This is a genomic window from Campylobacter sp. RM16188 (assembly GCF_012978795.1).
Taxonomy (GTDB): domain Bacteria; phylum Campylobacterota; class Campylobacteria; order Campylobacterales; family Campylobacteraceae; genus Campylobacter_A; species Campylobacter_A canis.
Genome location: NZ_LIWQ01000003.1, coordinates 107,794 through 130,309, shown reverse-complemented (window position 1 = coordinate 130,309; position 22,516 = coordinate 107,794). Strand labels below are relative to the sequence as shown.

Below are 22,516 nucleotides of genomic sequence, written 5' to 3'. Positions count from 1 at the left end.
TTAAGCAAAATATATACCAAAATTTAGCTCATCTGGCGGTTTTTATCAGCTAAACTACACTTTTAACTTAAAATTTAAAACCTGCTTTTAAAGCCAAAATTTATTTTAAAATTCTAGGTAGCGTTATGCCTTCTTGAGCTTGATATTTACCCTTTTTATCGGCGTATGTCACTTCGCAAGGCTCATCGCCTTCTAGAAATAAAACTTGCGCTATGCCTTCGTTTGCGTAAATTTTAGCCGGAAGCGGGGTCGTGTTTGAAATTTCAATCGTGATATGTCCCTTAAATCCCGGCTCAAACGGCGTTACGTTCACGATGATACCGCAGCGCGCGTAGGTGCTTTTACCAAGGCAGATGGCTAGCACGTTATCAGGCATATTAAAATACTCGACCGTGCGAGCAAGTGCAAAAGAATTTGGCGGAACTATACATACATCGCCAACAAAATCAACTACGTTTTTTTCGTCGAAATTCTTTGGATCTACAACCGTGCCGCCGACATTTGTAAAAATTTTAAACTCATTTCCGACCCTTATGTCATATCCGTAGCTGCTAACGCCGTAACTTACGACACCTTTGCCTACTTGCTCCTCGCAAAAAGGCACTATCATGCGCTCTTCTAGGCTTTTTTTTCGTATCCATCTATCGCTTTTTAGACCCATCTTTTTTCCTTATTTTGAATTTGTTAATTATATCATATTCGCGCCGCATGAAGTATTTTGTAAATTTAAAATATAAAATTTAAATTAATATCGATATAAAGCCTATTTTATTAGTATATAAGTATATATTTTATATTATTTGCGAAATTTTAAAACTAAAAGGATCAGCATGAAAAAATTTTTATTTTTAGCGGCTACCGTCTGCTTCGCACTTGCTTCGGATGCTTTGCTTGTAGGTGCGGGCGGCGGATACAAAAAGCCCGTAACGGCAGTTATCGAAAACCTTAAAAAAGACGGCGTAAATGTTGAAGCTGCCTTTGCAAACATCAAGCAAATCACTATCCAAGCAGCAGAAGGCAAGATGGCGGTGATAGTAGGCGATGAAGCGTTTTTAAACAAAAGCGGACTTGCGATAAAGGGCTACGAACGCCTTGGAAAAGGCACTTTGGCTCTTGTAACTCCTAAAGGAAAAACGATAAATGAGATCAAGGATATCTTGAAATTTGAGCGTATCGCGATGCCTGATGCTAAAGAAACTATTTACGGAATTCGCACTACTGAGTTTCTTAAAAATTCTAACTTAGAAAAAGAGGTAGGCTCAAAGATGCTTGCCGTGGCGGGAGTTCCTCAAGTGGTGGCTTACGTGCTTAACGGTGAAGTTGATGCGGGATTTATAAATTCGACCGAAGCTGAAGCCAGAAGAGATGAATTCGGTTCGGTGATTTATGTAGATGAGAGTCTTTATAGCCCTGTTTTTATAAGTGCGGCTAAGCTTGCGGCATGTGAAAAACACGCAGATTGCGCTAAATTTATAGATGAGCTTAAAAGCAAGCGTTCAAAGGAAATTTTTGCCAAATTCGGTTTAAAGTGAGTGCTTGATCTTTTGATTTGTCGCTTCTAAAAGCAAAATTTATATAGCATTTAAGGCTTTAAGATTTGCTAGCTGAGTGGAATTTGTAAATTTGATTAATTTAAAATCAAAAGAGAGTTTAAATATAGATTTCCGTGGTTTGGTAAATTTAAATTAATTTGCGTTACAAATAAAAGATTTAAGATAAAATTTCTAGCTTTTGTTAAGCTAAATTTATGCGTGAAAACTAAAAAGGTTTAAAATTTGAGCGAGTTTTCTTGGTTGATTCACCCTTTGATTTTAAGTGCCAAAACGCTTTGCATAACCTTTGTCTGTCTTGTTTTGATCGGACTTCCGATAGCTTATTTTCTAGCGTTTTATAAGGGCAAATTTAAGCCGGCTCTTGAGGCTTTGGTTATGTTTCCTTTGATATTTCCGCCGATTGCGACGGGATTTTTGTTGCTTTATTTGCTGGGGCGCAACTCATTTTTGGGAGAGGCTTTAAATTTGCAGATAGTTTTTAGTTTCAGCGCTCTTGTTATAGCTTCGTTTTTAGCAGGGCTTCCGCTTTTGGTTAAGCCCGTATCCGCAGCGCTTGAAAGCTTGCCTAAAAGTCTTATTGAAGCGGGGCAGAGCCTTGGCAAGAATAAATTTGAAATAGCAGTTTTCATAATAATGCCAAACGTCATTAAAAGCATCATTTCAGCCCTTGTTTTAGCTCTTGCAAGAGGTCTTGGCGAAGTGGGTATCACGCTCATGCTTGGCGGAAATATAGTAGGAAAGACAGACACCGTTTCGCTTGCGATTTTTAACGCCGTTTATGACGGAGAAAACGAACGCGCACTCATTCTAAGCCTTATTTTGGTTGTCTTAAGCCTAGCAATGTTTGGATTTATAAATTTACTTGAAGCAAGAAAGACCGGCGCGTAAGTCAAATTTAGCTAACTTAAAGCGTGCTTTAGGCTATCTTCTATCTTTGCGTAGTCAAATTTAAATCCGTTTTGAAGTAGATTTTTAGGATATACTTTCTGCCCTTGAGTTAGTATCTTAGCTCCTTCGCCGAATTTAAGCTTAAGTGCAAATTCGGGCACCTTAAACCAAGCCGGTCGTTTTAGGGCGTTGGCAAGAGCGGCGGTAAATTCTTTGTTTGATATGGGATTTGGCGAAGAGAGGTTATAGATACCTTCAAGCTCGTTTGATAATACAAACTCATAAGCTCTTGCCAGATCGTTTATATCTATCCATGAAAATCCTTGTTCGCCGTCGCCTAAAATTCCGCCAAGACCGAGTTTAAAAACGGGAAGCATCTTTTCTAGTGCACCGCCCTTGCCGATAACTACCGATATCCTAAAAATAGCCGTTTTGATGCCTAGATGCTTGGCTTTTAGCGCCTCTTCTTCCCATTTTTTAGAAAGTTCTCCTAAAAACCCGTCGTCAAATTCCTGCGAGCTTTCATCGTGTTCTTTGCCTGTTTTGTATATGCCCACAGCCGAAGTACTGATGAAAATTTTTGGCTTATTTTGTAAATTTTGCATAGCTTTTACTAAATTTATCGTAGTATCCAGCCTGCTTGATACAAGCTCTTTTTTATATGATTCGCTCCATTTTTTAGCTATGCTGGCACCTGCTAAATTTATTATGGCATCACATCCTTCTATCTTGTCTTGCAGTTGTTTTATGTCGTTATAAATTCCTCTTGGTATGTGCACTATCTCGTGTTTTGACTTTAAAAAATCAGTCAAGTAGTTGCCAACAAAGCCGCTTGCACCGTTTATAGCTATCTTTGCCAAGAAATTTCCTTAAATTTAATATAAAATTTGATTATTCAATATTTGGGCTAAATTTTATTTTAAAATCAAAAATTAATATTAACTTATAGCCGCATTTTGTATTAAATGTCACTATTTGTCACTCCTTGAGTATGCAACTAAAGCCCGTTGGTATGAATATAAGATTAAACAAATTGAAGTTTTATATTTTTTTGATACAATACCCTAATTAGCTTAAAATTTTTAGGAGAGCTTTATGAAAAAAGAAGACATCAAAGAGTTGATCGAGTTTTTTAACGAAATGGATATGAACCGTATCAAGATTAAAAGCGGAGATTTTGAAGTCGAGCTTGAAAAATTCGCCGATTGTTGCGAGCTTCCTAAGCCCGCGCCCGCTCCAATGCCTGCTCCGGCTCCAACACCCGTAAATGTAGTAGTAAGCTCTGAAGTTAAGCAAACTACAAGCCCAAAAGAGAGTATCAAATCGCCTATGGTAGGGACATTTTATGTAGCTCCAAGCCCCGGTGCGGCGCCGTTTGTAAAAGTAGGACAAAGAGTGAGAAAAGGCGATGTAATAGGCATCATAGAAGCCATGAAGATAATGAATGAGATTGAAGCGGAATTTGATTGCACTATCACCGAGATGTTGGTTTCAGACGGGCAGCCTGTTGAATTTGCGATGCCGCTATTTGGAGTGGAGAAAATTTAATGGAAATCAAAAGAGTCTTAATCGCAAATCGCGGTGAAATAGCACTGCGCGCACTAAGAACTATCAAAGAGATGGGCAAAGAGGCTATCGTGGTTTATTCTACCGCCGATGCCGACGCCCTTTATGTTAAATACGCAGACGCAGCTATCTGTATAGGCGGACCGCGTTCAAGTGACAGCTATATAAATATCCCTGCAGTCATCAGCGCTGCTGAGATAAGCGAAGCTGACGCGATATTTCCTGGATACGGTTTTTTAAGTGAAAATCAAAATTTCGTTGAAATTTGCGCTCACCACAATCTAAAATTTATAGGACCTAGCGTAGAGGCTATGGCTTTAATGAGCGATAAGAGCAAAGCAAAACAGATGATGCAAAGAGCGGGAGTGCCTGTAATACCTGGCTCTGACGGAGCTATTTCGGATACGAAAGCTGCCAAAGAGCTAGCCAAAAAAATCGGCTATCCTGTTATCTTAAAGGCTGCCGCGGGCGGTGGCGGTCGCGGTATGCGAGTGGTTGAGAAAGAAGAAGATATCGAAAAGGCGTTTTGGTCGGCTGAAAGCGAGGCCATGAGCGCATTTGGCGACGGAACAATGTATATGGAAAAATACATCCTAAACCCACGTCATATCGAAGTTCAAATCATTGGCGATAAATTCGGCAATGTTGTTCACGTCGGCGAACGTGATTGCTCTATGCAGCGCAGACATCAAAAGCTAATCGAAGAAAGCCCTGCTATTTTGCTTGATGAAAATACCCGTGCAAGACTTCACGAAACCGCAATCAAAGCGGCTAAAGCCATAGGCTATGAGGGTGCGGGGACGTTTGAATTTTTAGTTGATAAAAATTTGGACTTTTACTTTATCGAGATGAATACCCGTTTGCAGGTTGAGCACTGCGTAAGCGAAATGGTAAGCGGACTTGACATCATCGAGCTTATGATAAAAGTCGCAGAAGGCGAGAAGCTTCCTAGTCAAGAGAGTATCAGTCTAAAAGGACACGCGATAGAGTGCAGGATAACGGCTGAGGATCCAAACACTTTCGCGCCAAGTCCGGGAAAGATTACTAAGTACGTCTGTCCGGGCGGTAGAAACGTGCGTATGGATAGCCATATCTATCAGGATTACTCTATACCGCCTTATTATGACAGCATGATCGGCAAGCTTATCGTGTGGGACGAGGATAGAAACAAAGCAATCCACAAGATGAAAGTGGCTCTTGAGCAGCTTGTCATACACGGTATAAAAACTACTAGAGATTTTCATATAGGAATGATGGAAAACAAAGATTTTATCAACAATAATTACGATACGAATTACTTATCTAAACACTAAGATTGCACCGATTCGGCTTTGTTTATCTGCAAAGCCGAAAATCTTTTCTGCTTGCTAAGACTAAGGCTGTTTATTATTTCAAACTATTAAACCATACAAGGAGACAAAATGGACTCTTATATCGTTATAACGGGCGCTAGCTCGGGTATCGGATATGAAGCCGCCAAAGCTTTTGCAAAGCGTGGCGAGAATTTAGTGCTTATAGCTAGGCGCGGAGTACTTTTAGATAGCTTAAAGGCTGAAATTTTAGCCGATTTTGACAATCTTAAAGTGATAACTAAAATTTGTGATCTCTCGAATCCTAAAAATGTTCATAAAATTTATGACGAACTTAAAATTTATGATATTAAAGCTTGGATAAATAACGCAGGCTTTGGTGATTATAGCCTTGTAGGTTCGCAAAATTTAGACAAAACCGAGCAAATGATAGATCTAAATATCAAGGCTCTTACTATCTTTTCAACTCTTTTTGCAAGGGATTATTTTGATAAACCTGCCAAGATTGTTAATATCTCTTCAGCCGGAGGATACAGCATCGTGCCAAACGCAGTTACGTATTGTGCTAGCAAATTTTACGTAAGCGTGTTTACCGAGGGGCTATATCATGAACTTAGAGCAAACGGCGCTAAAATGCAGGCTAAAGTACTAGCTCCTGCGGCTACTAAGACTGAATTCGGTATGAGAGCAACCGACAAAGACAAATACGACTATGATGCAAATTTTAAGAGATATCACTCATCTAAGCAGATGGCGGAATTTTTGCTTAAGCTTTATGATAGCGATAAATGCGTTGGTTTAGTAGATAGAAATAGTTTTGAATTTAAGCTAAGCGAGCCGATATTCGCTCATGTTTTTAGATAAATTTAAAAAGAGTGAAATTTGAGCTCAAATTTCACTCTTAAAAGAGAAATTATCTAAGCATTTTGATATTTGCTTTGGCGCGAAGTTTATTGAAGTATTCGCTTATGACGCGCTCTTCTTCGAGTCTATATATGCTACTCATGACTTCGTTTTTTACATCTTCAAATCTTGGCATCGTTACGCCTGATTTTGAACTAACTAAAAACATCTCAAATCCGCTTGGTGTTTGGAAAATTTGAGTAAATGAACCGTCTTTCGTCATCTCAAAAATTTGTCTTAGTTGAGGCGGAATTTGCTCGCTTTTAAGTTCTAAAATTTCGGTTTTTACGGCAGGATTTACGCTTAACGGCGAATCTTGAATAGATTCTAAAAGCTCTCTTTGTCCTGATATATATCGTGTTGCTTTAACCTCTGCGAATTTTACGAATTGACTAGAGTTTTGCTCAAAATAGGCCCTCGCTCCCTCTTCGCTAACATTTACTTTTGCGTCTTTGAAGATGTTTTGATAGAGCTTTTCTTGTTTGATACTCTTTGCGACATCCTCTTTAAAATCGCTATAGTTTATGCCTTGACGCGATAGTACGCTGCTAAGATCGGCTAAATTTACACCGTTTTCTTGTGCAATTTTTTGCATTCTTTCATTTATCTCAAAGCTGCTTGCGTCAATGTTTAAAGCTTTTATCTGCGCTTGCTCGAGTCTATCTTTGATCAAAAAATTTATAGCGCTTTTCTCATCTGTTTTTAAAATTTGCGAAGTTTTATAAACCTCATACATCGTTATAGGTTCGTTTTCTACTATGGCCGCCAGTCCGTTTACGAGTTGTTGCGAAAAAGCGAAATTTGCACTGAGTAAAAAAGCCAGAAAAAACATCTTTTTAGACATATAAAACCCTTATTTAAGTTTAAAGTAAATATAATTATCCGCAATTATAACATTTTAATTTTTAAGATTGATAATAAAGGCAAAATTATGATAGTTACGAGATTTGCCCCGAGTCCGACAGGGTATTTACACATAGGCGGACTTAGAACCGCCCTTTATAGCTATCTTTACGCTAGGAAAAACGGCGGGAAATTTCTACTTCGTATCGAAGATACCGACTTAAAACGCAACTCCGAAGAAGCTACCGTCGCTATAAAAGAGGCATTTGATTGGTGTGGGCTTGATTATGACGGAGAGGTTACTTATCAGTCAAAGCGCTTTGATATATATAAAGAGTATGTTAAAAAGCTGCTTGAGGAAGGCAAGGCGTATAAGGATTATATGAGTAAAGAGGAGCTTGATGAGCTTAGAGCGCAACAAGAAGCGCGTAAAGAGCGTCCTAAATATGACGGCAGATACCGCGACTTTACGGGTGTTCCGCCTGAAGGAATCGATCCTGTTATACGGATAAAAGCGCCTTTAACAGGCGAAATTTTGATAAATGACGGCATAAAAGGCGAAGTTAAATTTAGAGCCGAAGATATCTTGGATGATTTTATTATCGCCAGAAGCGACGGCACGCCTACATATAACTTTACGGTAGTTATAGATGATATACTTATGGGCGTAACTCACGTTATAAGAGGCGATGATCACCTCTCAAACACTCCAAAGCAGATCGTTTTATACGATGCGCTGGGCTTTAAACCTCCTAAATTTTTTCACGTCGCGATGATAAACGGCGAAGACGGCAAGAAGCTAAGCAAGCGTCACGGAGCAACGGACGTGATGGAGTATAAACGTATGGGCTATCTGCCTGAAGCGCTTTTAAATTTCTTAGTGCGACTTGGCTGGAGTCATGGAGATGATGAAATTTTTAGCATGGAAGATATGCTTAAATACTTCGATCCCCACCATATAAACAAATCCTCAAGCACATATAATGCACAAAAGCTTGAGTGGCTAAACGCTCATTACATCAAAACTCTGCCTTACGATAGGCTGGCTAAGGATATGCTTGAATTTGGAGTGGATTTTAAGGCTATGCCAAAGGGTGAAATTCTACTAAATTCGCTAAGAGAGCGCTCTAAAACCTTGCTTGAGATGAGCGAAAGCGCAAAGACTATCATCAATGCGCCAAGCGTTTATGACGAAAAGGCTTTTGGCAAATTTATAACCGAGCAAAGCCTTGAAATTTTGGCTAAATTTAAAGAAATTTTAACTTATGATCTAAGCGCTGCGGGCTATGAGGAGATAACTACTAAATTTTTAGAACAAAACGGTCTGAAATTAAAAGATCTGGCTCAGGCTTTAAGAGTGAGTTTAACGGGTTCAAGCGTCTCTCCTTCGATATTTGAAGTACTTGAAGTACTTGGAAGCGCGGAGATAAAAAAAAGAATAGAAAATATAATAAAATACAAGGAAACGAAATGACACATGTAACGAAAGAGGAGAGTTTAGCTTATCACGTTGGCGGCAAGATAGAGATCAACGTAAAAACTCCGTGCGAGAGCGCAAGGGATCTATCCATGGCTTACACTCCCGGTGTTGCAGAGCCTTGCAAGGCGATTGAAGCGGATAATGAACTTGCGTATAAATATACCAATAAAGCGAATTTAGTAGCCGTCATAACCGACGGCACGGCAGTGCTTGGACTTGGCGATATAGGAGCTGTAGCGGGTAAGCCCGTCATGGAAGGCAAGTCTGTTTTGTTTAAAAAATTTGCAAACGTAGATGCCTTTGATATCGAGCTTGACGAAAAAGATCCGGATAAGATAGTTGAAATTTGTAAAGCGCTTGCTCCTACCTTTGGCGGTATAAATTTAGAAGATATAAAAGCTCCAAAATGCTTCGAGATAGAAAAGAAGCTTCAAGAAGCCGTTGATATCCCCGTAATGCATGACGATCAGCACGGAACGGCGATGATAACCAGTGCCGGTCTTATAAACGCGCTTGAAATTTCAGGCAAAGATATAGAAAAGATTAAGATCGTAGTAAGCGGCTCAGGCGCTGCGGGAGTAGCTTGCGCTAGGATGTATAGACTGCTTGGTGCTAAAAATATCGTGATGATAGACAGCAAGGGCGTAGTGCATGATGAAAGAGACGATCTGACCGCCGAAAAGCAAGAATTTGCGATAAAAACAAGCGATAGAACGATGGCTGATGCGGTTAAGGGCGCTGATATGTTCTTAGGACTTAGCAAGCCTGGCGTGCTTACAAAAGATATGGTAAAAAGCATGAATCCGGAGCCTATCATATTTGCGCTTGCTAACCCTACGCCTGAAATTTTCCCTGAAGAAGTTCTTGAAGTAAGAAGCGATGTCATGATGGGAACGGGCAGGAGTGATTATCCAAATCAAGTAAATAACGTGCTTGGCTTTCCTTTTATCTTTAGAGGAGCGCTTGACGTAAGAGCTAGAAAGATAACGGAAAATATGAAAATGGCGGCTGCCCGCGCTTTAGCCGACTTGGCAAAAGAGCCCGTGCCTGAGGAGGTTTGTAGAGCTTCAGGCGAAGATGAGTTAAAATTCGGTAAGGATTACATCATACCAAAGCCTTTTGATAAGCGTGTTTTAACGGCCGTTGCTCCTGCCGTCGCAAAAGCCGCTATCGAAGACGGTGTGGCAAGGGTTGAGAATTTCGATATAAACGCTTATACGGATAGACTTGCAAAGGGCATAGTATGAAAAACGTTAAGCTCATCTCTCATCCGCTCATAGAGCATAAGCTGGCCATTTTAAGAGATATCTCGACAGAGCCGTTTCAATTTCGAATGCTTGTAGATGAGATAAGCCATTTGATGATATTTGAGGCCACCAGAGATCTTGGTTTGCGTGAAGTTAGCGTCAAAACTCCCGTCGCCGATACGACGGCTAAAAAGCTAGCCGATAAAATCATGATATGCCCGATATTGCGCGCCGCTCTTGGTATGCTTGATAGTGTTTTTACGCTGATTCCTGATGCAAGCGTAGGCTTTTTGGGCTTTCAGAGAAATGAAGAGACGGCTGAGGCTGAGTTTTTTTACGCTAAACTTCCAAAGGACGCTAAAGATCGCGTTGCTATCATCATAGATCCGATGTTTGCTACGGGCGGTACGGCTATAGATGCGGTTAAATTTTTAAGAAAAAACGGCGTTAAGCATATCAAATTTATCTCTATCATCGCAGCTCCTGAGGGGCTAAAAAGATTTAGTGAAATTTATCCTGATGTTGAGGTTTTTACCGCGGCGATAGACGAGAAACTTGACGAGAGAAATTATATAGTTCCGGGTCTTGGCGATGCGGGAGATAGAGTGTTTAACACACTATAAGCAGATATTTTCGTGAAATTTAATGAATTTATAAAAAGGAATAAAATGAGAAATTTTCTAGCCTGTTTGCTTTTATCTGTTTTTATGGCGGGTTGTGCTGCTTCTGGCGCGACAAAATCTAGTGCTAAAGTCGAAGAAAGGCAGTTTTCAAGCGTATTTTACGCGGTTAAGCTAACAAGCAGCGACGGCTGGCAGACCGCAACTATGGAAGATAGCGACGGAGATGTTTATGAACTTAAGAAGAAAGATACTCCTAAGGGGTTGTTTTTAGTGGCTGATAATAAAAGAGTAAACATCCATATCAAGGGGCAAAATGCCTTGCTTCAAAACAGTATGGGTGAATTTTTCGTACTTGAAGAAGCGAAGTAATCAGTAGCCTTTTTGGGTTAAATTTATCTGGTTTATATAGCTAATTTAAAGCCGTTAGTAAAGATATTGTGGATATAATTAATCTAAATTTATATGTTAAAAACGGATAAATTAAATACACCTGAAAGGAATAGTAATGAAAACCGTTGTCATTATGTCACATCCGGATTATCAAAATTCAAGAATGAATAAGGCTCTTTTTGAGGCTGCAAAAACTATCAACGATGTTACCGTAAGGCACTTAGAAGCCATCTACGGATATGATACAAAGGCTTTTAACGTGAAAGAGGAGCAAAAAATTTTAGAAAGTGCCGATAGGATAGTCTTTCAGTTTCCGATGTTTTGGCTTGCGACTCCTGCGATGCTAAAAGCTTATATAGATGAAATTTTTACTTACGGCTGGGCGTATGGAAGCACGGGAAATAAGCTTGCAGGCAAAGAGCTTCAGATAGTGGTTAGCTTAGGAAGCGCAGAGGCTGCGTATTCAAAAGAGGGTAGCATCAAGCATACCGTTAGCGAAGTGCTTTTGCCTCTACAGATCACGGCTGATTATTGCGGGATGATATTTAATAGAATTTTTATAAACGGCGGCTCGTTCAGTGCAAATGACGATGATATAAAAGAGTGCGTCGAAAAATACGTAAAACTACTTCAAAACGAGCCTATAGAGGAGTAAATTTCAGGAGTTTTCTCCTGAAATTTTGAAGGAAATTTGTGATCTTTGGCAAGATTGATTATCTGAATTTACTTCCTTTTCACATATATCTTAAGCGCTCACCACTTCAAAGCTACACCAAAAAAACGATTGAGTTTAAAAAGGGAGTTCCAAGTCGCTTAAATAAAAATTTACGCGCTCGCAGAGTCGATGCCGCAGTAGTTTCTAGCATAGAGAGCTATCAAAAAAGATATAAAAAGCTTAATTTCGGCATAGTCGCAAAACGCGATGTAAAAAGCGTGCTGGTACGCAAAAATTCTCTTCCAAAGAGCGATCCGGCGTCTGCCTCTTCAAATTTGCTTGCTAAAATTTTAGATGTCAAAGGCGAGGTTATCATAGGCGATAGGGCTCTTAAAGCTTATCTTAGCGAAGGCGGCGAGCGGTTTTACGACTTAGCCGGGCTGTGGCATGAGCGGACAAATTTACCTTTTGTATTCGGTAGATTTTCATGCACGAAAAATTTCAGTAGATACAAAAGGCTAACCAAGAAATTCTTAAACCAAAAAATCAAAATTCCAAACTACATACTAGCGACATACGCTAAAAGTAGAGGTGTCGGCAAAGAAGATATAAAATGGTACCTTGAGTTTATCAGCTACAAGATAGAGCCTAAAGAGCAAAAATCGCTTAGAATATTTTTTAAAGAGGCAAGGCTTCTAAAATCCCGTCCAAAACAGCCCAAAATGTAAAATTTAAAGCGCAAGTGGTTTGTTGTGTGTTTTAGAATTTAACGCTTTTTAATCATGCAAATCAATAGTATTTGGTTTGTGTTGTGCGAGATATTTAAATTCGGGCTTTGTAATGCTTGAGTTTGGCTTGTCTTAAATAACAAGTTAAATTTCAGTGGAGCTAAATTCGTCTAAAACTACTGAGTTGTTAATTTGTTGAAAAGCAACATAATAAATTTATCTCTAAATAAAATTAAAAATTTACAAAATCTCTTTTTTAAGATAAATTACCGACGTTAAAGCTTATTCGAACTTCGACTAGAGCAAATTTATAAGCTTTTGAAGTGATGAATTTTAAGCGGATAGCTTAAAATTCATTTTGTATAACGGGAGTAAATTCTTCCCAGTGAAGCTTGGTTTTTGCCGTAGGCATCTTGCTTTGAAACGGCTCTTTTTTCATCGAGGCCACCGCTACGCTATCGCCGATAGGTTTAGTAGGCGCCTCAATAGAAAGTATTGTACGCTCAATCTGCATAAAAATTTCTATTATCTGAGCGTAGGCTTTAAAGAAATTTGAATTTTTGTGATTATGCAAAAGCAGGGCGAATTCATCTACAAAATTATTTATAACCCCTGAAAATAGCTTGTCGCTGATGTTTTTTGCGCCGTTAAATTCATCGTTTAAAAAAGTTGACATCGCCAAAAACACAAAACCGATGAAGTCCTCGCTATCTTTGCAGTTTTGCACGTCGCGTCTATACGGGCTTAGCTTAAGGCACTCTATCACTCTAAGTCTTGCTGCGCCGTCATCACGACCCTCTTCGTAAAACGAGGCGTTTAGCGGGATATTTGAGTAGGCAAAGTCAAAAAGCACGTCGTTTTGCTCACGCAAAAACGTTTCAAAATCAAATTTCTTAAGATGAGCAAACGCCTCGTCCGATTGCTCGGAGATTGGTGTTGAAGCTAGATACTCAAGCTTTTGTAGCCACTTTTCAAATTTTGATTTGTCGGTATTAAAAAACAGCGGAAACGCTAAAAATTCGTAAAAATATGAGCGCGCTTTGGTGATATTGTTATCCATTGAAAATATCCTTTTGCATCATCTCTATTTGCGCTTGTACCATCACTTTGGCTTTGCAATCCGCACAGCAGTAAAGCGTCTTGTGCTTTATCGGATCGGAGGCGAATTTCGGACCCATTATAGAAGCGATTTTCTCAACGGCTTTTTTAGTCGCAAACTCTTTGCCGCACTCTATGCAGGCAAAAAGCTCGTCGCGCGCAAGCTCGTTATATACGAAATACTCCGGTTTTAGCTCGATCTCTCCTCGTTTAAGTACTATGGTGTCTTTTTCGGCGCAACTTACCTCGCAGTATCCGCAGTTGGTGCATATGCTCGGGTTAAACATTATAGAATTCGTCTTGGTGTCGGCAACGAGTGCGCTTACGTTACATGCACCCACGCAGCTTAAACAAAGCGTACATGTGTCGCGGTTTATCTCAACAGTGCCGTAGCTTATGTTTTCACCCGTTTTTACTACTCCTAAATTTTCATCTCCGACAAGCCACTCAAGTCGTTTGCCAAAAATTTCTCTTTTTGGCATTGCGTATTCGGAAACCGAATGCTGTGAGCCTTCGATTAGAGTCGCTTTGCTAAGAGCGTCTTTAAGCTCTTTTTCATTCATGGCGACATAGACCGCTTTGCGGGCGAATTTGATCTCATAAATTTGATTTACTATGTCAATAGCGTCTTTTGAGCCGCGACTTACGAAATCGGTATAAAATATCACGCTTGCTCCGCTTTCTTGCAAAAGCGTCATAAAGTGCGCCTCATGTAGCCATTTTTCGCCTTCTATGGCAAAAGGAAGCACGCCCGCAGGCAAATTCAGGCTTAGATTGGCTAGATCCATTTTCTTAGGCAAGATCAGCGCGATTTTGCCTTTATACATCTTTGCTATTTCTGCAAACGCAACACGCGGAGTATATGAGTAATCAAGCGCACCGCTAGGACATACGCTGATACAGCCGCCACATCCAAGACAGTCTATGTGAGAAAATACAAGATGTTTTGTCGCATCCTCTTTTAAAATAGCAACCGTAGGGCAGACATCCGCACATCTTCCGCAAATTTCTTGTCTGCGCTCGTGGTATTGACAAATGGTAGAATCATAAAAAATATGCGTTTTGTATTTGAATTTCGGGCTTTTTTCAAGCATAAAATTTAGCACGTTCTCATCGCTCATGCCCGCTATCTCGTAGCAGCCGCTTTGCTTAAGCATATAATCTCTTGCGTTTTCAACCAGCAAGAAATCGCAATCAACTTCAAACTCGTCGTTTTCTCTTAGCATTATCACGCTTAATTCGCCTGCCGCGCCATATACGAATTTCATCTCAAAGTGCGTTATTTCAATAACCTTAAATCCGTTTTCTTTTAAAATTTCAGCTAGCTTTTCACGACCAGTGTTGCTTACGATGACGACGTTTTTGCCGACTTCTTTTTCATGCTCGACATCTCTTGCAAGGTCAAATCCGTGAGCTCTTGCTTCGTATAATAAAAGCGTGTTTTTGGCTTTGTCAAGTACGCTATCGCTACTGTTTTTGAGATAAAAATTTATCTCAGGGGCTATGATATCAGCCTTTAATTTATCCGAATTTGAGATCAGATACTCGCCTTCTTTTGCTATTTCAATCTGCTCGTTTAGCATCAAAGAGTCGTCAAAATCGTTGTAAAAGCCAAATTCTTTCATTAATATTCTCCATTATCAAAAACTACTGCATTTTAATACTTATGTCATTAATGAGTACTGAATTTAAAAATCTATTTTTAATATATAAGCTAAAATCTCTTGCAAAATTTATGATACAATCCTCGTAGTAAAACAAAATTACTTGGAGAATTGAAATGAGCGAATTTAAAAGCCTACCGCAGATAGATAAAATTTTAAAAATGCCCGAATTTAAAGATAAGATTCCAGCTTTTGTAGCCAAATTTGCCAGACAAGAGCTTGAGTTTCAGCGCGAAAAAATCATAGCGAATAAAACTTGCGATCAGTTGCAAGATATTATAAAAAATATCCTAAAACGCTACGCAAAATTTGAAATTTCATCTTTGCAAAGCGTGATAAATGCAACAGGCGTTGCCGTGCATACAAATTTAGGCAGAAGCGTAATAGACGAAGAAATTTTGATGCGTGCAAAGGACGTCATTACGGGGTATTCTAACATAGAATACAGCCTTGAAAGCGGGACTCGCTCAAACAGATACGATTACGTCGGCTCGCTTTTAGCGGAGTTTTTTGGCTTTGAGGACGCGATCGTCGTAAACAATAACGCAAGCGCCGTTTTTCTCGTGCTAAATACCTTTGCAAAAGGCGGTGAAGCAGTTATCAGCAGAGGTGAGCTTGTTGAGATCGGAGGAAGCTTTAGAGTGCCTGAAGTGATGGCAAATTCGGGAACTTTATTGCGCGAGGTCGGCACTACAAATAGGACAAATTTAAAAGATTACGAAGCGGTTATCGGTGAAAACACGAAGATGATCGTAAAAGTGCACCGCTCAAATTTCGATATAGTCGGATTTAGCGAGGATGTTTGTATAAACGAACTTTCAAATTTGGCTAAAAAGCATGAAGTGATTGATTATTACGATCTTGGAAGCGGATATGTCGGCGAGCTTCCTTATAATTTAGGCAAAAATGAGCCGAATGCGAGGGAATTTAGCGATGTTTCGTTACTAAGCTTTAGCGGCGATAAGCTGTTTGGCTCGGTTCAGTGCGGTATAATCCTTGGCAAACGCGAACTAGTAGCAAAGCTTAAGCAAAATCAACTCCTTAGAATGCTTCGAGTGGATAAAGTGATAATATCGCTTCTAAGCGAATCGGTAAAGGCTTACATAAATAAAGAATTCAGTCTCATAACCACAATTAATCAGCTCTATAAAGACATTAACGAGCTTGAAAATACCGCGACTAGGATAAATTTTGCTCTTGAAAAACCGCTTGAAGTGGTGCAAACCAAGACATTTGTGGGCGGAGGCACTATGCCAAATAAGGCTATACCGAGCATTGCTCTTAAAGTGCGCGGTAACGCAAATTTAAACGAGGCGAAATTTAGAGCTAAAAATATCATCGGACGGATTGAAAACGGGGCGTTTTTGCTTGATTTAAGAAGCGTTTTGCCTAAGGATGAAACGAGACTCATAAATTCGATAAACGAAATTTTAGGAGAGTGCGATGAATAGCCTCATAATCGGAACCGCAGGACATATCGATCACGGTAAAACAGCACTTATAAGAGAGCTAAACGGCTTTGAAGGCGACGTGCTTGAAGAGGAAAAAAAGCGTGGCATAACTATCGATCTTAGCTTTTCAAATTTAAGGCGAGGCGAAGATAATATCGCATTTATCGACGTTCCGGGACATGAAAGCTTGGTTAAGACGATGATAAGCGGAGCGTATGGATTTGATGCGTGCTTGTTTGTAGTTGCCGCAAATGACGGGCTTATGCCTCAGAGTTTAGAGCATTTGCAAATTTTAAATTTGCTTCAAATAAAGTCTTTGATTATCGCCGTAACAAAGTGTGATTTGGTAGATGAAAGCAGGATAGAGCAGGTTAAATTTGAAGTTACAGAGGCTATAAGCAGGCTAAAAAATCTTGAAATTTTAGAATTTTTTGCAGTTAGTATAAAAGACGCCCAAAGCATAACCGAATTAAGAGATTATCTCTTTACCCTAAAGCCAAAAACCAAAAGCGAACACGGCGTATTTCGCTACTATATCGATAGGGTCTTTAGTCTAAAAGGAATCGGTAGCGTAGTAACCGGAACTATCATAGAAGGAAGCGTAAAAAAAGGCGAAAAGATCTATAACTACGGCTCAGGCAAAGAAGCGATTGTAAGAAGCGTGCAAATTCACGATAGTTTCGTTGATGTCGCGTATGAAGGCAGCCGTATGGCGCTAAATTTAACAGGTATTGAGCTAAATGAGCTTAAAAAAGGGCAACTTCTAAGCAAAAAAGGCTTTTTTAGGGGATTTAGGGAGGCTGACTGCTTCGTAAATGCAAAAAATTTAACTCACAATGAAAGCGTGACTTTTTGCGTGGGAGCGCAAACCGCAAGTGCAAAAGCGATTATTTTGAGCCAAAAAGATGATAGTTGTTTTGTAACTTTTAAATTTGAAAAGGATATGTTTTTAAAATTTGACGAGCCTTTCGTCTTGATTGCAAATTCGCGCGTGATAGGCGGCGGTAAGGTTTTAAATTCGGTAAATGAACCGCTTAAAAAGGCGCAAAAAATTATATTTTTAAATCATCTTTTTAAAAAAGATTTCATAAGCGCCTTTACTTTGCTTAAAGACACGCATAAAAACGGCTTTGGCATTATCTCCTCTTATCAAAGATTTGGTTTAACACACGAAGAAGCGGTTAATATAGCAAAGCAAATTCCAAGCGTTTATGTAGATGAAAAAGCCTTAAATATCTACGATATAAGCGCGATTTCTCGCATTAAAGAGATTATAAAATTTATGATAGAAAAAAATCCTTATGCGATATTTTCGGCTTCAAGTATCAGTCTAAAGCTAACTTGGGCGAGCGAGGAGCTATGCCAAAAGGCTATCGATGAGCTTTGCAAAAGCGGCCTCATAGCTCAAAACGAAGGTGTTTATACAAAAACAGGGGTTGATATCAAAGAGCTTAAAGTAAGGCTTGAAGAGCAAATTTATCAAATTTTGGAAAGCTCAAATTTAGCTCCTGCCGCGCCTTATAACATCTATGATGAGCTTGAGATAGACAGGCTTAGCGGAGATAACGCGCTTAAAAAACTAACGGGTATAAAGCGAGTAGTAAGGCTTGCGCATAATCTTTTCATAACTTCAAAGGCTTTAAATGAGGCGACTAGTAAGCTTAAAGAGATAATAAGAACCGAAGGCTTCGTAAACGTAACGAATGCAAAAGATCATCTAAATTTAAGCAGAAAATACATAATCGCATATCTTGAATACCTCGATACTATGCCTGATATCGTAAAAAACGGCAATGATAGAGTGATGAAGGGGTGATTTTCTATCCGTTTAAAAAAAGTTATTATAATCGAGCCAAATTTCAACAAAGGTAAAACAATGAAAAAAGTTATATTAGCGTCCGTAGTTGCGGCTACAAGTCTATTTGCTGCCAGCAATGAGCAGATAATCGATTTTTATAAGTCAATTGCTCAGCCGGGACTTATGTTTAAGGTTACGGAGCGTCAAAAACTGGCCGAAAACCCTGAATATGAGATGGTTGTAGTAAATATCAGCAACGGCAAGCTTAGCGAAGATGAGATAATGTTTACTAAGGGCGATCTGCTTCTTCCAGATATCATCGATCTAAAAAATAAAAAAGCTTATAAAGCCGAGATGAAAGAGAAGATAACTGCTAAAAATATCGCAGCTCAGTTTAATAAAGAAGAAAAGAAAAATATCATAATGCTTGGCAACGACTCTAAAAAGCCTACTTATGTTATGTTTTCAGATCCTGAGTGCCCATACTGCAGAATGGAGCTTGAAAAGATCGAGACAACCCTAAAAGAGGCAAATGTCCATATAATCCTAACTCCTGTACATGATAAATCAGCTCTTCAAAAGAGCTTTTTGATATATAAAGATGCGATTAAGGCAAAAACCGATAGCGAAAAGATCAAAATTCTAAGAAAATATTTCGCTGAGGATTATAAAGTAGCGGATAATGCGGTAAGCGACGATGAGGTTAAAATGATGGATGATCTTCGCACGAAATACCTTGCGGCAGGCGTTAGAAGCGTGCCTTATATAATAAATTTGCAAGATCTTAAAAAATAATACTTCATTACAAAAGCTCTCTTTTTGAGGGCTTTTGTCAAATTTAGCCACCTTAAATTTTAAATTTTCTTTTTCGTCCGCTTAACCGCTTTGGCATTGATACTTAAATTTTATAATCTCTCATTTTAAATTTCATTTTTGAAGAAATATTATTATTTTTTTATATTTTTAAAAATTTTTAAAAAATATTATTTAATATCAGTTCTTTACGATTTCCAATTATAAGATATGCTAAATTTGCATAGTTTATATTTATATAGCTCAAATTAGCTATTTAACGCTATTTGATAGCGATTTCCAATTAGAAATATGCTAATTTTGAACATTTTAAATTGAATTTTGCTTTTTAATATAGATAAGTTGCTTTTATATATTTAAAAGCTGAAAGGAGAAAAGATGGAAGGCTCAAGACGAGATTTTTTAAAAAAATCTTTAAAGATTGGCGCTGTGGGCGGCACGATGATGGCTACCGCTGCTATCGCAAATAGCGGCAACAAGGCTAGCTTGCAAGCTGATTCTAACGGTGTAGTGCTTGGTAAGTCAAGCAAAAAAGAGGTGCTTTATCAAAAAAGCAAAGAGTGGGAGTACTACTATAAAATCGCTTACTAAGGGAGAATACTATGAGTGATTCACGTATAGGAAGACGCTCTTTCCTTAAGCTTGCAGCCCTTGGAGCGGGTAGCACGGTCGCTTTTGGAGAGAATGAAGTCTTTAGAAAAGCTACGAACGAAGAGATAAAAAATCCGTTTGAGGGCTCAAAAAAAGTTAGAACCATCTGTTCGATATGTTCTGCCGGATGCGGTATAGAGGCGGAGGTAAAAGACGGCGTTTGGGTTCGTCAAGATATGGCGATGTATCATCCCGTATCTCAAGGCAGTCACTGCTGTAAGGGCATAGATCAAATCGATCTAACCAAGAGCAAGCAACGCATCAAATACCCTATGAAAAAGGTAAACGGCAAGTGGGAGCGTATAAGCTGGGAGACTGCCGTTAATGAGATTGGCGATAAGATGCTTGAAATTCGTAAAGAGCACGGACCTGATTGTGTCGAATTTTTAGGCTCTGCGAAATTTAGCAACGAGCAGTCGTTTTATTTTAGAAAATTTGCGGCATTTTGGGGCACAAACAATATAGACCACGTTGCACGTATTTGACATAGCGCATCAGTCGCCGGAGCGGCGAATACTTGGGGTTATGGCGCGATGACAAACCACTTTGGAGACGTGGCGGCAAATTCAAAAGCCATTATGGTGTTTGGAGCAAATTCCGCAGTTGCAAATCCAGTCGGAGGCATGAAGCACTTCCTTCAAGCTAAAGATAGAAACAACGCAAAGCTGATAGTTGTAGATCCTATCTACACAAAAACAGCGGCAAAAGCCGATATATACGTGCGTGTTAGACCGGGAACGGACATAGCTTTTGTTTACGGGCTGCTTCATATCATATTTAAAAACGGCTGGGAGGATAAGAATTTCATCGCCGATAGAACTTACGGCATAGATGAAGTTCGCAAAGAGGCCGAGCACTGGACGCCTGAAGTAACATCTGACGTTACGGGAGTTCCTGCCGATTTGATTGTGCAGGTAGCAAATATTTACGCCCATACAAAGCCGGCTTCTATCGCATGGTCTCTTGGAATGACTCAGCACAGTATCGGCAGCTCAAATACGAGAATTTTGCCTATCCTTCAGCTTGTGCTTGGAAATATGGGCGTAGAAGGCGGCGGATGTAACATTATCCGTGGACACGATAACGTTCAAGGCGCAACCGATATGGGCAACCTAGCCGACAGCTTGCCTACATACTACGGGCTTGGCGATAAGGCTTGGAAGCACTTTTGTAAGGGCTGGGGTGTAGAATTTGACGAATTTGTAAAACGATTTGCCGTTTCAACCAAAGAGCCTAAAAAGGGCGGCGCTCCTATCAAAGGAACGAAATTTGAGGAGTATTATTACCACGATCCTAAAAATCCTGAAGATAGAAACTGGAGAAATGAAAAAGGCTGGTCGCTTTCAAAATGGTGGCAGGGCGTTTTAAAAGAGGAAAATACCTTTACAAGCGGCGAGCTTAAGGTGCTTTGGGTTCAAGGAACGGGAATTACCTCTATGGCTCACCTGGCAAAAATTCAAGAGGCGATAGATAAGCTTGATTTGCTAGTTATCGCAGAGCCGTTTGTAAATGAAGTTGCGATCTTAAGCGACAGAAAAGACGGAATTTATATCCTTCCTGTTGCGACTCAGTTTGAAAATGAAGGCATCGTTGTGGCTACAAACCGAGCTGCGCAGTGGAGAACGAAAGTTATCGAGCCGCTTTATGAGAGCAAGCCTGATCAAGAGGTTATGTTTGAATTTGCTAAAAAATGGGGCTTTTATGAGGATTACACAAAATCCTTAAAGATGAACGATGATCTTGAAGTAGTAAAAGATAGCTTCGTGTGGCCTGATGACGCTACAAGAGAGCTAGCCAGAATGGGTCAGACTATCGGGCTTCAAGGTTGGCAGCCTGAAAGATTAAGAAAGCATCAGCAAAATTGGGAAAATTTCGATCCTGATACGCTAATAGGAATAGGCGGAGACGTAAAAGGCGAATACTATAGCTTGCCTTGGCCTTGCTGGGATAAGCAGCATCCTGGAACTCCTATACTTTATGATCTAAATAAGCCTTATACCGAGGGCGGTTGCGGATTTAGAAATCGATTTGGTCTAGAGCATAACGGCGTTTCTCAAATCGCATCTGAAGCTGTCCAGCTAAAAGGCTCTAAAGTTAAAGGCGGCTATCCGCAAATCACTAAGGACAATATCGAGCAGGTGCTTGGCATAACTTTAACCGAGGAAGAAAAGGCTAAGATCGGTGAAAACTGGACGATGGATTATAGCGGTATCATAAATCAAAAATGCCGCGAAGCGGGCGTTGCTCCTTACGGAAACGCAAGAGCAAGGGCTATAGTTTGGGAATTTATAGATCAAATTCCAAAACACAGAGAGCCGATACACTCGCCAAGATGGGATCTGGTACAAAAGTATCCTGCTATCGACGATCAAGCTAGAAATTTCCGCGTTGAGACGAAATTTAAATCAGAGCAGCAAAAGCAAGATTGGAGCAAGGATTTCCCTACTATCATCAGCTCAATGCGCTTGGTGAATTTAAGCGGTGCGGGAATGCTTGAAAGAACAAGTAAATATCTAGCGGCTATCACGCCTGAGATGTTTGCTAATGTTCACCCTGAACTAGCGCTTAAATACGGCATACAAGACGGCGATATGATGTGGATTCACTCTCCGCAAGGCACTAAGATAAAGGTAAAATGCTATCACAACAGAAGCGTTACGCCCGATAGAATTTGCTTGCCTTATAACTTCGCGGGCGTGATGCAAGGCGTTGATCTAAGCCATAGGTATCCTGAAGGAACTAAGCCATATACGATAGGCGAGCCTTCAAACATCGTAACAAACTACGGATTTGACCCTGTTACTCAAATTTCAGAGTATAACGCAGGTCTATGCCGTCTGGAAAAAGCGTAAGGA

General features: G+C 39.8%; 21 protein-coding genes. 16 read left to right on the top strand and 5 right to left on the bottom strand.

Annotated elements, in window-relative coordinates; translation table 11 throughout:
* Window positions 1-100: 100 nt before the first annotated feature.
* Window positions 101-661 carry a dCTP deaminase gene (gene dcd / locus CDOM16188_RS02675; RefSeq protein ID WP_169941100.1) on the bottom strand — a complete coding sequence of 187 codons (561 nt, stop codon included), beginning with the start codon at window positions 659-661 and terminating at the stop codon, window positions 101-103.
* A gap of 169 nt (window positions 662-830) precedes the next feature.
* On the opposite strand from dcd, the gene modA reads away from it, so the two are divergent.
* Both modA and CDOM16188_RS02665 read left to right on the top strand, forming a co-directional pair.
* Window positions 831-1,532 carry a molybdate ABC transporter substrate-binding protein gene (modA, locus tag CDOM16188_RS02670; RefSeq protein WP_172198327.1) on the top strand — a complete coding sequence of 234 codons (702 nt, stop codon included), beginning with the start codon at window positions 831-833 and terminating at the stop codon, window positions 1,530-1,532.
* Window positions 1,533-1,775: 243 nt separating this feature from the next.
* Window positions 1,776-2,441: a molybdenum ABC transporter permease gene (locus CDOM16188_RS02665; protein WP_172198325.1), complete on the top strand. Its 666-nt coding sequence runs from the start codon at window positions 1,776-1,778 to the stop codon at window positions 2,439-2,441.
* 11 nt (window positions 2,442-2,452) lie between these two features.
* Here CDOM16188_RS02665 and CDOM16188_RS02660 read toward each other — a convergent pair whose 3' ends face one another.
* Entirely contained in the window at window positions 2,453-3,301 is an 849-nt protein-coding gene (locus CDOM16188_RS02660) for a TIGR01777 family oxidoreductase (protein WP_172198322.1), read from the bottom strand.
* 235 nt (window positions 3,302-3,536) lie between these two features.
* On the opposite strand from CDOM16188_RS02660, the gene accB reads away from it, so the two are divergent.
* From accB to CDOM16188_RS02645, 3 genes are all read left to right on the top strand, one after another.
* A complete protein-coding gene (accB, locus tag CDOM16188_RS02655) occupies window positions 3,537-3,989 on the top strand; it encodes an acetyl-CoA carboxylase biotin carboxyl carrier protein (RefSeq protein ID WP_172198319.1) in 453 nt (150 codons plus the stop codon).
* Window positions 3,989-5,320: an acetyl-CoA carboxylase biotin carboxylase subunit gene (locus CDOM16188_RS02650; protein ID WP_172198316.1), complete on the top strand. Its 1,332-nt coding sequence runs from the start codon at window positions 3,989-3,991 to the stop codon at window positions 5,318-5,320. The genes accB and CDOM16188_RS02650 overlap by 1 nt, the downstream gene beginning before the upstream one ends.
* Window positions 5,321-5,428: 108 nt before the next feature.
* A complete protein-coding gene (locus CDOM16188_RS02645; RefSeq protein ID WP_172198313.1) occupies window positions 5,429-6,181 on the top strand; it encodes an SDR family oxidoreductase in 753 nt (250 codons plus the stop codon).
* A 49-nt stretch (window positions 6,182-6,230) separates the two neighbouring features.
* Here CDOM16188_RS02645 and CDOM16188_RS02640 read toward each other — a convergent pair whose 3' ends face one another.
* Window positions 6,231-7,064 (bottom strand): peptidyl-prolyl cis-trans isomerase, encoded by an 834-nt coding sequence (locus tag CDOM16188_RS02640; RefSeq protein WP_172198310.1) that lies wholly within the window; start codon window positions 7,062-7,064, stop codon window positions 6,231-6,233.
* Window positions 7,065-7,151: 87 nt separating this feature from the next.
* Between CDOM16188_RS02640 and gltX the strand changes: the two genes are divergently transcribed.
* The 6 genes from gltX (at window position 7,152) to CDOM16188_RS02610 (ending at window position 12,186) form a co-directional block, all read left to right on the top strand.
* Complete coding sequence (gene gltX / locus CDOM16188_RS02635; protein ID WP_172198307.1) at window positions 7,152-8,537, top strand: glutamate--tRNA ligase; 1,386 nt, start codon at window positions 7,152-7,154, stop codon at window positions 8,535-8,537.
* A complete protein-coding gene (locus CDOM16188_RS02630) occupies window positions 8,534-9,790 on the top strand; it encodes a malic enzyme-like NAD(P)-binding protein (RefSeq protein ID WP_172198304.1) in 1,257 nt (418 codons plus the stop codon). Before gltX ends, CDOM16188_RS02630 begins: the two co-directional genes overlap by 4 nt.
* A complete protein-coding gene (gene upp, locus CDOM16188_RS02625; protein ID WP_169941122.1) occupies window positions 9,787-10,413 on the top strand; it encodes a uracil phosphoribosyltransferase in 627 nt (208 codons plus the stop codon). The genes CDOM16188_RS02630 and upp overlap by 4 nt, the downstream gene beginning before the upstream one ends.
* A 45-nt stretch (window positions 10,414-10,458) precedes the next feature.
* Window positions 10,459-10,782, top strand: a complete 324-nt coding sequence (locus tag CDOM16188_RS02620; protein ID WP_172198301.1) for a hypothetical protein — start codon at window positions 10,459-10,461, stop codon at window positions 10,780-10,782.
* Window positions 10,783-10,918: 136 nt separating this feature from the next.
* On the top strand, window positions 10,919-11,458 hold the full coding sequence (locus tag CDOM16188_RS02615; protein ID WP_172198298.1) for an NAD(P)H-dependent oxidoreductase: 540 nt from the start codon (window positions 10,919-10,921) through the stop codon (window positions 11,456-11,458).
* A gap of 38 nt (window positions 11,459-11,496) precedes the next feature.
* Window positions 11,497-12,186 carry an MqnA/MqnD/SBP family protein gene (locus tag CDOM16188_RS02610; RefSeq protein WP_172198295.1) on the top strand — a complete coding sequence of 230 codons (690 nt, stop codon included), beginning with the start codon at window positions 11,497-11,499 and terminating at the stop codon, window positions 12,184-12,186.
* A 346-nt stretch (window positions 12,187-12,532) separates the two neighbouring features.
* Here CDOM16188_RS02610 and CDOM16188_RS02605 read toward each other — a convergent pair whose 3' ends face one another.
* Window positions 12,533-13,246 carry a molecular chaperone gene (locus CDOM16188_RS02605; RefSeq protein ID WP_172198292.1) on the bottom strand — a complete coding sequence of 238 codons (714 nt, stop codon included), beginning with the start codon at window positions 13,244-13,246 and terminating at the stop codon, window positions 12,533-12,535.
* The gene (locus tag CDOM16188_RS02600) at window positions 13,239-14,909 is read right to left on the bottom strand and encodes a 4Fe-4S dicluster domain-containing protein (protein ID WP_172198289.1); all 1,671 of its coding nucleotides are present in this window, start codon (window positions 14,907-14,909) and stop codon (window positions 13,239-13,241) included. The genes CDOM16188_RS02605 and CDOM16188_RS02600 overlap by 8 nt, the downstream gene beginning before the upstream one ends.
* 155 nt (window positions 14,910-15,064) lie before the next feature.
* On the opposite strand from CDOM16188_RS02600, the gene selA reads away from it, so the two are divergent.
* From selA to CDOM16188_RS02575, 5 genes are all read left to right on the top strand, one after another.
* The gene (selA, locus tag CDOM16188_RS02595) at window positions 15,065-16,399 is read left to right on the top strand and encodes an L-seryl-tRNA(Sec) selenium transferase (protein WP_172198286.1); all 1,335 of its coding nucleotides are present in this window, start codon (window positions 15,065-15,067) and stop codon (window positions 16,397-16,399) included.
* Window positions 16,392-18,215 (top strand): selenocysteine-specific translation elongation factor, encoded by a 1,824-nt coding sequence (selB, locus tag CDOM16188_RS02590; RefSeq protein WP_172198270.1) that lies wholly within the window; start codon window positions 16,392-16,394, stop codon window positions 18,213-18,215. Before selA ends, selB begins: the two co-directional genes overlap by 8 nt.
* Window positions 18,216-18,275: 60 nt before the next feature.
* The gene (locus CDOM16188_RS02585; RefSeq protein ID WP_172198267.1) at window positions 18,276-18,992 is read left to right on the top strand and encodes a thioredoxin fold domain-containing protein; all 717 of its coding nucleotides are present in this window, start codon (window positions 18,276-18,278) and stop codon (window positions 18,990-18,992) included.
* Window positions 18,993-19,388: 396 nt separating this feature from the next.
* Window positions 19,389-19,601, top strand: a complete 213-nt coding sequence (locus CDOM16188_RS02580) for a twin-arginine translocation signal domain-containing protein (RefSeq protein ID WP_172198265.1) — start codon at window positions 19,389-19,391, stop codon at window positions 19,599-19,601.
* Window positions 19,602-19,612: 11 nt separating this feature from the next.
* The gene (locus CDOM16188_RS02575) at window positions 19,613-22,513 is read left to right on the top strand and encodes a formate dehydrogenase subunit alpha (RefSeq protein ID WP_172198263.1); all 2,901 of its coding nucleotides are present in this window, start codon (window positions 19,613-19,615) and stop codon (window positions 22,511-22,513) included.
* Window positions 22,514-22,516: the final 3 nt, after the last annotated feature.